This window comes from Vibrio sp. Vb2131 (genome assembly GCF_033338535.1).
Classification (GTDB): domain Bacteria; phylum Pseudomonadota; class Gammaproteobacteria; order Enterobacterales; family Vibrionaceae; genus Vibrio; species Vibrio alginolyticus.
The window spans coordinates 419,036-430,150 of the sequence record NZ_JAWOSW010000002.1 but is presented as its reverse complement, the minus strand read 5'-3'; the positions used below and the strand labels follow the sequence as shown (position 1 = coordinate 430,150).

General features: G+C 44.7%; 9 protein-coding genes. 7 read left to right on the top strand and 2 right to left on the bottom strand.

Going from position 1 to position 11,115, the window contains the following annotated elements:
* Positions 1–178: 178 nt before the first annotated feature.
* Positions 179–2,485: a zinc/cadmium/mercury/lead-transporting ATPase gene (locus R7E38_RS04040; RefSeq protein WP_226082829.1), complete on the top strand. Its 2,307-nt coding sequence runs from the start codon at positions 179–181 to the stop codon at positions 2,483–2,485.
* A gap of 314 nt (positions 2,486–2,799) precedes the next feature.
* On the top strand, positions 2,800–3,558 hold the full coding sequence (gene udp, locus R7E38_RS04035) for a uridine phosphorylase (RefSeq protein WP_005378479.1): 759 nt from the start codon (positions 2,800–2,802) through the stop codon (positions 3,556–3,558).
* Between the two features lie 157 nt (positions 3,559–3,715).
* Here udp and R7E38_RS04030 read toward each other — a convergent pair whose 3' ends face one another.
* Positions 3,716–4,876 carry a DUF1887 family protein gene (locus R7E38_RS04030; RefSeq protein WP_005378476.1) on the bottom strand — a complete coding sequence of 387 codons (1,161 nt, stop codon included), beginning with the start codon at positions 4,874–4,876 and terminating at the stop codon, positions 3,716–3,718.
* A gap of 163 nt (positions 4,877–5,039) precedes the next feature.
* Positions 5,040–7,031: a methyl-accepting chemotaxis protein gene (locus R7E38_RS04025; RefSeq protein ID WP_171342758.1), complete on the bottom strand. Its 1,992-nt coding sequence runs from the start codon at positions 7,029–7,031 to the stop codon at positions 5,040–5,042.
* A gap of 269 nt (positions 7,032–7,300) precedes the next feature.
* Between R7E38_RS04025 and hinT the strand changes: the two genes are divergently transcribed.
* From hinT to thiK, 5 genes are all read left to right on the top strand, one after another.
* On the top strand, positions 7,301–7,651 hold the full coding sequence (hinT, locus tag R7E38_RS04020) for a purine nucleoside phosphoramidase (RefSeq protein ID WP_005378473.1): 351 nt from the start codon (positions 7,301–7,303) through the stop codon (positions 7,649–7,651).
* A gap of 69 nt (positions 7,652–7,720) precedes the next feature.
* Entirely contained in the window at positions 7,721–9,118 is a 1,398-nt protein-coding gene (locus tag R7E38_RS04015; protein WP_054576369.1) for a COG3014 family protein, read from the top strand.
* Positions 9,118–9,510, top strand: a complete 393-nt coding sequence (locus R7E38_RS04010; protein ID WP_005378469.1) for a YcfL family protein — start codon at positions 9,118–9,120, stop codon at positions 9,508–9,510. The genes R7E38_RS04015 and R7E38_RS04010 overlap by 1 nt, the downstream gene beginning before the upstream one ends.
* Positions 9,511–9,576: 66 nt before the next feature.
* Positions 9,577–10,167, top strand: a complete 591-nt coding sequence (gene lpoB, locus R7E38_RS04005; RefSeq protein WP_005378467.1) for a penicillin-binding protein activator LpoB — start codon at positions 9,577–9,579, stop codon at positions 10,165–10,167.
* 24 nt (positions 10,168–10,191) lie between these two features.
* Positions 10,192–11,073, top strand: coding sequence for a thiamine kinase (gene thiK / locus R7E38_RS04000; RefSeq protein WP_005378465.1), 882 nt, complete (start codon positions 10,192–10,194; stop codon positions 11,071–11,073).
* Positions 11,074–11,115: the final 42 nt, after the last annotated feature.

The following is an 11,115-nucleotide window of genomic DNA, read 5'->3' as shown; positions in this document are numbered from 1 at the left end:
ATTGGCGCTGGACTAAACAAAGGCCCCCTTTTAGGGGGCTCACACAAAGCCACCTTCTTTAGAAGGTGGTAATTTACTTTCTATCGCCGAACTGTACAAATTTATCTTGACCTTGGAGCTTACTCTAAGGTTTATCCTTAGCAATAGGTAAATCACCGATACCAATAAGGAAAAAATTATGTGTACAAAACATCAAGGTTGCCAATCTAGCAAAATCAAAACTGCGGTGCCGCTTGGTGCAAGCGAGTCATGCTGTGCGCCAGTAAAATCTTCGCTCAATATCTCTCAGGCCAGTGTTGATGTTTCTGAAAGCTCTTGCTGTAGTGGAGGAGGCTGCAGCGTTGACACAGGCGAGGAAGACGATCCCACAAGGGAGAGTAATTCCTCCGTTCGGAACGCTTGGCTTGTGTCAGGTATGGATTGCCCATCTTGTGCGCAAAAGCTTGAGAAAGCCATTACGTCTTTACAAGGCGTCAGCCAAGCCAAGGTTTTGTTTGCAACAGAAAAACTGGTCGTCGATTTTGATGGTCTAGAGCTGATAGCTACGATAGAGCAGACAGCCCAAAAAACGGGTTTCCCGCTCTCTTCACTTGATGCTCCAAAACCAAGCACTACAAAGAAAGGCTGGCTTGGCGTCATAAGAGACAACATCCAAATTCTCTCGATTGCTGGTGCAATGGCTACTGCGGCAGTAATTTCTAAGATCGACCCTCAAATAAGCGCTTGGTTATTCACTTTGACGTGTTTACTTGGTTTATACCCAATCGCGCTCAAAGCATTTAAGTTGGCGCGTAGCGGTACGCCTTTTGCGATTGAAACGTTAATGAGTGTAGCGGCGCTCGGCGCTTTATATTTAGGTGAAACCGCCGAAGCCGCAATGGTGTTATTGCTTTTCCTTATTGGTGAAAAGTTAGAAGCATATGCATCATCTCGCGCGCGAAGCGGTGTCCAGGCGTTAATGGACTTAGTCCCAGAAAATTCAATTTTAATTATTGATGGTGAACGTAAAGAAGTACCAGCTGCTCAGCTTAAACCAGGGGATATCATAGAAGTCGCACCCGGAGGTCGTTTGCCTGCCGACGGTGTTTTGCAAGATGCGCTTGCGAGTTTTGACGAAAGTGCGTTAACGGGAGAATCTGTTCCCGTTGAACATCAAACCGGTGGCAAAGTGATGGCCGGGGCTGTGGTTGTCGATAAAGTGGTTCGCTTACAGGTGACTTCCCGTCAGGGCGAGAATGCGATAGACCGAATTCTTCATTTGATTGAAGAAGCAGAATCCCGTAAGGCACCATTAGAACGCTTTCTTGATAAATTTAGCCGTTGGTATACGCCGCTAATGATGCTGGTGTCTCTGATGGTTATCGTTACGCCGCCATTACTATTTGCCCAACCGTGGGAAACGTGGATCTATCGAGGACTCGCCCTGCTGTTGATTGCTTGTCCATGTGCATTAGTAATTTCAACGCCTGCGGCGATCACTTCTGGCTTGGCGGCAGCTGCTAAGCGGGGCGCATTGATCAAAGGTGGTGCGGCGCTTGAGTTGCTTGGCAAGGTTGAGTCTGTCGCATTTGATAAAACTGGGACACTGACGCAAGGTAAACCAGAAGTGACTGATGTCTTTGCTTTTGATATGGATGAAGACAAGTTACTTAGCCTAACTGCGTCAATCGAGGTTGGTTCAAGTCATCCTCTAGCGGTTTCTTTAGTTACCAAAGTGCAAGAGCAGGGGCTTACTATTCCTGAAGCGTTGGATAAAACCGCGCAAGTAGGCTCTGGTGTCACAGGTTACGTCAATGGAAAAATGGTCCAAGTGGTCACGCCTTCAAAGGCAGACTTTCCACTTTCTCAAGAAGCCAAAGAGCAAGTGGTTACGTTGGAACAACAAGGTAAAACGGTTGTCATTGTGCGTTTCGATGACGAGGTCATTGGCGTGATCGCATGGCAAGATACATTGCGCTCAGATGCCCAGCAAGCCATCGCAATGTTGAAGGAACTTGGGGTCACGTCGGTGATGCTAACGGGTGACAACCCGAGAAGTGCAGAAGCAATGGCAAATAGAATAGGCTTGGATTATAAAGCGAGTTTGTTACCTGCAGACAAGGTGCATTACGTCGAGAAGCTATCACAACAACATACCGTTGCGATGGTGGGAGACGGTATCAATGATGCTCCAGCCATGAAAGCTTCGAGTATCGGCATTGCGATGGGAGGCGGTACGGATGTTGCGCTCGAGACTGCTGATGCGGCGTTAACACACAACCGTTTGATTGAGCTACCTGCCATGATAGAACTGTCGCGTGCGACGCTAAGTAACATTCGTCAGAATGTCGCGTTAGCGCTAGGTTTGAAAGGTGTATTCTTAGTGACAAGTTTACTTGGTGTTACTGGGTTGTGGGTTGCTGTATTAGCCGACAGTGGTGCAACAGCACTGGTGACATTGAATGCGTTGAGATTACTTCGTTTTGAGTCCAAGCAGATCAAATAACTGACCTAACCATTAATCCCACTCATTAATAGCCCGAGGCATTCGTGTACCGGGCTTTTTTTAACCGTATTCACCTGATGCGATCAGACGTTTTTCTCGTCCTTGAAATCACGCATTGCTATGCAACAAAATGATCTAACGCCCCTTAAAGTGTGATCAATACCAGTTTTGTTTGAAATTTCATTTTCATTACATTTTGTCATTGTGATTGTGATCACTCTATGTTGGTGAAAGGTTCGCTACAGTGCATCTGTACCCAATAACTGATTAATGAGCTTATTGTTCATAAAATAAGCCACAATAAGGAGCGACTTATGTCTCAAGCTGTATTCCATTTAGGTGTTACTGAAGCTGATCTTAATGGTGCGACTCTAGCGATCATTCCTGGTGACCCAGCGCGTGTTCAAAAAATCGCAGAACAAATGGAAAATCCAGTATTTCTAGCAAGCCATCGTGAATACACGCTATACCGTGCAGAGCTAGACGGTAAACCTGTTGTGGTTTGTTCTACAGGTATTGGTGGTCCTTCTACCTCTATCGCAGTTGAGGAATTGGCACAGCTTGGTGTTCGCACTTTCCTACGTGTTGGTACAACGGGTGCAATTCAACCGCATGTAAACGTGGGTGACATGATCGTAACGACGGGGTCAGTTCGTCTTGACGGTGCGAGCCTACACTTTGCTCCTATGGAATTCCCAGCAGTTGCTGACTTTGAAGTAGCAACCGCAATGAAAGCAGCGGTAGAAGAGTCTGGCGCTACAGTTCACATGGGTGTGACTGCATCAAGCGACACGTTCTACCCTGGTCAAGAACGTTACGATACGTTCTCTGGTCGTGTTGTTAAGCGTTTCCAAGGCTCTATGCAAGAATGGCAAGACATGGGCGTACTTAACTTCGAGATGGAGTCTGCAACACTGCTAACAATGTGTGCGAGCTCTGGTTTAAAAGCGGGTTGTGTGGCTGGTGTTATCATCAACCGTACACAAAAAGAGATTCCAGATCATTCAACTCTGAAAGAAACGGAAGCGCGTTCAATTAAAGTGGTTGTAGAAGCAGCGCGTAAAATGCTTTAAGCCGCTATAGTTGGCATTTAAACAAACAGAAAAAACCAGAGGCTAACCTCTGGTTTTTTTCTACTTATAGAAATGCGTACAGCTAAAATTTAGGTATAAAAAAAGCAGCATTAATGCTGCTTTTTATCGTTGTGAATTTTAGCTTTTCTTAATGGCACTATATCTCGTCTGAACCGCCCGCGTCTTTAAACCAAGCAGTTAAGTGCGTTCTTAAATCTTTAAGCTCATCAGGGCCAATCAGGGCTAGCCCTAAGTCTTCAGCACGAGTAATGTCATTGTGACGAAGAGGACGGAAGCTCACCAACATTGCGCGCGCTTGTAAGCCACCTAATAGATCGCGAAGCGATTCTAACTTATATAAAGTATCGTCGCCGTCATCTCTCATGCCTTTGGTTTTGCACTCGATGATGTGCAGCTTGTTGTTTACAACTGTTGCGACATCTAACTCATTGCGTACTTCACTTTCACCAAGTTTGCGATAAACCTGAACATTTAACGATCGATCTTGGATCGTCGGCATGGTGTCTTGGATTTGCTTCACGGTGCTGTGAACCAAAGTTTCTAACCACTCACCGTTTGAAAAGCGTCGAGCATCTTCATCTGCAAACGTTAAAACGCCATTCTCATAGGTGGCGATTTCTGCTTCTACTAAATCTGAAAGCAACATGTTGAGCTCACGGTAGCCCTGCTGTTTTTCGGAGAGCTCGACATCAAGCTTTTGTTCTTTGCGGCATGTGGTTGCAAGGTAGTTAAGTGTTGCTAGACCTGGCCCAAGCTCAAGCGCATTTGAGGCCCATCGTTCACCAAGTTCATACAATTTTTTATCAAGAAGAGGTGGTAAATCAACGTGGTGAAACTCGCCGCGTGCACCAAAGATAGTGAGGTAATCTGCAATCGTAATGTGATCTTCGACTTGGGTATCTTCTTTGCCATCAGGGTATAACCAACAAAGCTTATCGCTACTAGGCTCAACCACAAAAATTGGCCAGCGATAGGTACGGAAAACTTCGTACACCGACAACAAGCGATGACGAAGACCACAGCTCGCGTTCAATTTTACATCTTCGCCGCGTTCATGGAGATCTTTTGCCAGTTTTTGAATTGCTTGTTTGATCAGAGATGTATTAACAGCGGATGGAATTTCAAAAAATTCAGAAGTAATTTCTCGTTGATCTAAAACGGCACTCAGTCGGTCAAATATATCTAACTGGCTCTTGTCTCCGATGAAGACGATATGTGTGCTTAGCGTACGATTATCTAATAGAGGAGTGACCAATCTCACTGGGTCTTGGTCGATAATACCAACATGAACAGCCATAGATTTTCCTTTTTATGAGGCCGCTCGAAAAGAGTTGTGCAAGGGGATGAGCTGGCCTTATTAATCATATGTAGACATGGCCGACAAAAAACAAGGGCGACTTAACAAAAAGTCGCCCTTATACAGTTGATTGCACTAATTAATGCTCTTAATTATAAAGTATTTATAACTTAAATCGGTGGACCAATTCATTTTGCTGATGAGCCAAGTGGGTCAGTGATTCACTGGTTTGTGCGATACTCGACATGGCTTGGAAACTTTCATCGGCGATGTTGTTAATATCTTCAATGCTGCGAGCAATGTCTGTTGATGTTTCACTTTGCTCTGCTGCTGCTTGTGAAATGTGCGTACTCATTTGGCTGATTTCGATGATTAGCGCCTGGATCTCTTCCATTGAGCTGTTCGCTTTTGATGCTTGCTCAACCGACATCTCCATATCGCTCATACAGCTTTGTATGACTTGGTTCGCCGATTGCGAGCTAGATTGCAGATTACTGATCATGGATTCAATTTCAGTGGTTGATTGAGTCGTTCTTGATGCGAGTACTCGTACTTCATCTGCCACTACCGCGAAGCCGCGACCTTGTTCACCAGCGCGAGCCGCTTCAATTGCCGCGTTCAATGCCAGTAGGTTGGTTTGCTCCGCAATGTTGCGGATCACATCAAGGATAGACCCAATTTGACCACTCATTTTTTGTAGCTCAGAAACTGCGGAGACCGATTCGTTCAAACGTGTTTCTAGTTGATTAATGGTTGAGATATTACTGCTCATAACATTTCTACCTTCTTCAGAGGCAGATTCGACGCGTTGCACCATTTCTAACGAGCCTTGCGCACTTTGCGCGACTTCCTGCACTGAATGAGACATTTCTGTCATCGCGGTAGCGACGTTTGCTGTTTGTTCGCGTTGAGAGCTCAATTTAATTTGTGCTTGCGAAGAGGTGCGTTCGTTGGTTGTAGCGGTTGACGATAGGTTTTCTGACGCTTCGTTGAGTTTCACCAAGATCTCGTGAAGGTTGTCGGCGAGTGAGTTAATGTGTCCACTCACACGGCTGAATTCGTTGTTATAGCGAATATCGATACGCTGTGTCATATCACCTTCAGTCAGGCTTTCTAACACTTTTAGAATACGAGTCAACGGTTCGCGAACGCTTTGTGCGATGTGGTAGCCAATCGCTGTCGCGAGTAAAACGACAATAACGCCAATGATGATGGCTTTCGTTACACCCGCCGAATATATGTCACCTGCGTCTGCCAATGATTCATTGAGCTTATCTGTTGCGGTTGTCGTGAATTGCTCAAGAATCGCCATGGTTGAATCCACTTTATTTGCTAGGTTGGCGATATTGTTATACAAAGCGGCGCGAGCATTGAGGTAATTATTATGTTGGTCTAGCACACCGCCACGCATACCAACGTCACGAGTAAATTGCTCTACAGATTCGCCAAAAGCTTTTTCTAGCTCAGGAAGCTGAGTCACCAACCCGCGGAATGCGTAATTCAAGTGCGTTACTGCTTTGCGGTTTTTAGCTACGGCTTGCGTAACAAACTCAGGGTTGGAACTGGCGAGGGCATCAGAGGTAATTACTTCGGCATCTTTTAACTTGATAAAGTAGCTCTTTGCCATGACTTTGACAGAAATGCTGGTTTGATCTGCCACATATTCTTTAAGACCAACCGACAGTTCGGTATTCAGTTTTTGGAAGCGGCGTGAGGATTTTTGCACTTCTTCTTGAGCCGCAAACATTGCTTCGTAGTTGTCCATGGCCTCTAGAGCTTCTGTAAAATAGCTCTGCTCTAACGTTTTTAACTGTGAAAACGGTTCGGCAAGAGAAGGGTAGATTTGGCTTGCGGTTTTCAGTTGAGCCAATGTGGATTCGAAGCGTTGTTGAGATCTAGCAAATTCCTGACGCATTTCATCCATGCGTTGTTTATTCTCTGTCGTCAGGAAGTCTTTAAATGATTTGTCGGCAGAAAGCAGCTCAACACTGGTTTGATTAGATAACGATACCAACGGTAGGGATGATTTAGAAACCGTGCCAAATTTTCCGTGAATATCACTCATTCCTCCCATCATAATGGCAATTGTGACGGCAAATAGGATGATGATCAGTGCAAAGCCGGCATACATCCTTTTAATAACTGAACCTCGCATAAGTGAGTTTCCTCTCCCAAAAATAGACAAGCTACCCAAGCATTTTTGAGTTTACTTGGGTATAAAAATAATAATTGTCTTAAAAAAGTAACAAAATTCATTGGATTGTATTCAGTTTGTGACGCGCATTTTATGACGCACACGACAAAAAAAGCTTCGTTAATTAGCATTTGATTAATAATGTTAAGTGAACACTGTTTTTATTGAGCTCCGCTTTTGGTTGGCGCATACTAATTGGGGTCTAATTACGTTTATAAAATGGAGTCCTCATGGCGGAAGAAACGATCTTTAGTAAAATTATTCGCAAGGAAATCCCTGCCGATATCCTTTATCAAGATGATTTGGTGACTGCGTTTCGCGACATTAACCCTCGCACACCAAGCCATATTCTCATTATTCCGAATAAACTGATCCCAACAACGAATGATGTAGAAGCTGAAGATGAAGCAATGATGGGGCGTTTGTTCACTGTTGCTAGAAAGTTAGCGAAAGAAGAAGGTATTGCTGAAGACGGCTATCGCCTGATCGTTAATTGTAATCCACATGGTGGCCAAGAGGTTTACCATATTCACATGCACCTACTAGGCGGCCGCCCTCTAGGTCCAATGGTATTGAGCTAAGCTTTTAAAAGTGGGTGGCGATTCACCCACTTCTTTTTCCTGTCGAATGACACATTTGTGGAGATAAATGTGAAACTAGGTGTAAAGCTGTTAGGGCTGATGAGCTGGGCTTTAATGGCCTCTGGCTGCGCGAATTTATCTGCGGGCAATCTGTTTAGCCATTACAGCAACCAGAATCAAGAAGTTTATCAAGCCGTTGTTGCAGGGGAATATGCCAAAGCAAAACAACTTCAATCAAGTGAAGTGGGTGGCGAGATACTTGGCAATTTTGAAAAAGGTCGTATCTCTTTTCTTGCTGAAGATTACCCAACAAGTTTAAATGCGCTAGAAAGCAGCGATCGTGCTGTACGTGTTCAACAAGATCGTGCGACGATATCTGTGTCAGACACGGCAACGAGCGTCGGCTCTCTCGCAGTGAACGACAATCTCCAAGACTATCATCCCGCCGATTACGAACTTGGCTTTTTGCACCTGTATCTAGGGCTAAATTACTTACAGAAAAACGATTTAGAAGGAGCACTAGTTGAAGTGCGTCGAGCTAATCAAGTTCAGGAAGCGGCAAGAAAGGCGCGTGAAAAAGAGCTAAAAGCAGCAGAGAAAGACCTTAACAAGCAAGGCATGTCTGCCAATTTAGGCAGTGTGTTAGCGAACTACCCTGATGCTGGTAAAAAACTAAGCGCGGTACAAAATGGTTATCTGTTCTATCTTTCTGGCTTGTTATATGAAGCGTCGCGAGACTTAAACAGTGCTTATGTTGATTACCGACGAGCACTCGCTGTAATGCCAGACAACAAGCAAGTTGTGGAAAGCACCTTATACGCTGCTAAGAAGCTGGGCATGCGTGAAGACTTGCGCATGCTAGAGAAGCGGTATGGTAAAGCACCTTCTGGATTAACTCAGTCACAAGGGCGAGTCATCGTTATCGATGAGCAGGGTGTTGTTGAGGCGATGAAAGGGTGGCGTATTGATTTACCAATTTACGACAGTCGCGATAATGGCGCGATTTATTCGTTGGCGCTTCCTTATTATCAGAACCGAGGTGCTCAACGTTTTAGCGATGTTGTTTTAAATGGTCAGGTATTATCTTCCAGTACGCTGGTTGATGTTAATGCGATGGCGCAAAACGATCTTAATGAACGTCTTACTACAATAGTGATCCGTCAAGCTCTTCGTGTTTGGGCAAAAGATCGAATCCGAAAAGAGGCGGCGAAAAAGGGCGATGATGTGGGAAACATACTTTTCAATGTATGGAACACATTGACCGAACAGCCAGATACAAGAAGTTGGCAAACATTGCCAGCGCAAGTGAAAACGGCTTCAAAAATCGTGAAACCGGGAACACAAAGTTTAAACTTGGGTGATCAAACCTATCAGTTTGAAGTGCCTGCACAGCAGACTACATTGGTATGGGTATCTCGTCAGGGAGCACACTCAACCGTGTGGCATAAACAGCTAGGGAGACTGTAATGAAAGCATGGCTTGTTTGTTTAGCAATGGCTATTGGTTTAGTTGGATGCGCCGAAAACACGGCTGGTATTCGAATTGATGGCCAAACGCAAAAAGTATTTTTTAATGATAACGTTTTAGGTAGTCGCTTATTAGTTGACAACATCACCACCACTTACGTTGATGATCGCCCACGAGGAGTCGTGCAGCTGAGTAGCAATTACAAAGGTGATCAGCACATTCTTTACCGATTTTATTGGTATGACAACAATGGTTTAGAAGTGAATACCAAACCTGGTCCGTGGCGAAAAATGATTGTGCGAGGATTTGAGCAAGTCACGTTATCTGAAGTTACTGTGAATCCAAATGGCACAAAATTCCGTGTGCAAATTAGAGAAGCACAAGACGATTAATCTTAACGGCTCTGCCGAAGCTGCCGCGCTAACGATGCGCTGGTATTGAAAAACTAAGGAACTCTCATGAAAAAAAGTATTATTGCTCTTTTAGGTCTTGCCGTCATTTTAGGTGGCTGTTCTAACAAAGTCTCTTACGGCGATGCGCAAGCAACAGAAACCACGACTATCGATTTTGGCTCAACAGATTTACAAAAAATCGCGGCTGAAATGGTGGATAGCATGATGATGTCGGGCTCTGTAGCAGCAATTACTCGTGACCAACGTCCTATCGTTTTTGTTGAGCGAATTAAGAACAAAACCAGTGAACATATTGACACTGAATCCATTACCGACACGATCTCTACTAAGATGTTGAACTCAGGTAAGTTCCGCTTTGTTGATATGGATCGTGTTGAGTCTGTGCGTGAACAACTTAACTTCCAAAACACGGATGAGCTTGTTAACCAAAGCACAGCGATCCAATTTGGTAAAATGGTTGGTGCTCAATACATGCTTTACGGCAACCTATCTAGCATTGTGAAAAATGCAGGTAGCGATAAAGATGTATACTACAAGATGACCATGCGCCTAATGGACCTAGAAACAGGTTTGATTGAGTGGGCGGATGAAACTGAAATTCGTAAAGCGCAATCTAAGAGCCTATTCGGTCTTTAATCGAACAGGGTGGAGAAGTCATCAATGGCATGGTTTTCTTGGCAACAAGCAAAACAGTTAGATCCGAGTCTTAACGCTCTCGATGGCTTCTTTACGGAGCCTCCGGTAAAAGTACAAACTGTTACCGGGGGGCTCACCAACCGTTGTTGGCGGTTGGAATCTTCTCAAGGCCTTGCATACATCTGGCGACCGACCAGTCATGTCTGCAAGGCTTTTTCAATTTCTCGTCACAGTGAATATCAAGTGCTGAATGCAGTCTCTTCATTGGAAATTGGCCCCAAGCCAGTTTTTATTCATGAGCAAGGGCTGCTGGTGGAATGGATAGAAGGAGAGGCTCTGACGGAGTCAGGCTTAGCACTAAGCAATTTATTATCCATTGCGGCGAAGATTCATCAATATCCGATAAGCGCAATTCCTTTGGTTCCATTTTCATATATTTCTCGCATCGATCATTATTGGCTTGAGCTTGATGGTCAGTATGTGGGTACGGAGTTTGAGGCTTTGTACATGAAGTGGCGCACGGAACCGAACGTTGCACCTGTTCCGCTTGCCCTATGTCACTTCGATCTGGGGTGTTATAACCTAGTGCGAGGAGAGAATGGGGTGAAAGTCATTGATTGGGAGTATGCCGGGATTGCTGACCCTAGGCTTGATTTGACCTTAACTATTCAGGTCGCGAATGCGCCTGTGGAAGAAGCGGTAAAGCAGTATTGCCAAATTCGAGGTATCGAAGATGTGTCTCTTTGGCTGAGAGGTGTACACGCTTGGCAACCAAGAACCTTGGTGATGGCGATGCTCTGGTATCTACTTGCCTATAAATTGTGGGGAGATGAACAATACTTAAACAGTGCGTATGAGTTGAAAGGCTCATTGTGTATGGAAGATCACTGTTTTGAGAACTCGTGATATTTTCCCCTTTAACAGTAAGGAAATAGTGGTAGTTTTAAT

Excerpts from the sequence above, each read along its gene's own strand:
- R7E38_RS04010 (WP_005378469.1), top strand. The coding sequence starts at position 9,118 with ATGAAAGCATGGCTTGTTTGTTTAGCAATGGCTATTGGTTTAGTTGGA.
- thiK (WP_005378465.1), top strand. The coding sequence starts at position 10,192 with ATGGCATGGTTTTCTTGGCAACAAGCAAAACAGTTAGATCCGAGTCTT.
- hinT (WP_005378473.1), top strand. The coding sequence starts at position 7,301 with ATGGCGGAAGAAACGATCTTTAGTAAAATTATTCGCAAGGAAATCCCT.
- lpoB (WP_005378467.1), top strand. The coding sequence starts at position 9,577 with ATGAAAAAAAGTATTATTGCTCTTTTAGGTCTTGCCGTCATTTTAGGT.
- R7E38_RS04025 (WP_171342758.1), bottom strand. The coding sequence starts at position 7,031 with ATGCGAGGTTCAGTTATTAAAAGGATGTATGCCGGCTTTGCACTGATC.
- udp (WP_005378479.1), top strand. The coding sequence starts at position 2,800 with ATGTCTCAAGCTGTATTCCATTTAGGTGTTACTGAAGCTGATCTTAAT.
- R7E38_RS04040 (WP_226082829.1), top strand. The coding sequence starts at position 179 with ATGTGTACAAAACATCAAGGTTGCCAATCTAGCAAAATCAAAACTGCG.
- R7E38_RS04030 (WP_005378476.1), bottom strand. The coding sequence starts at position 4,876 with ATGGCTGTTCATGTTGGTATTATCGACCAAGACCCAGTGAGATTGGTC.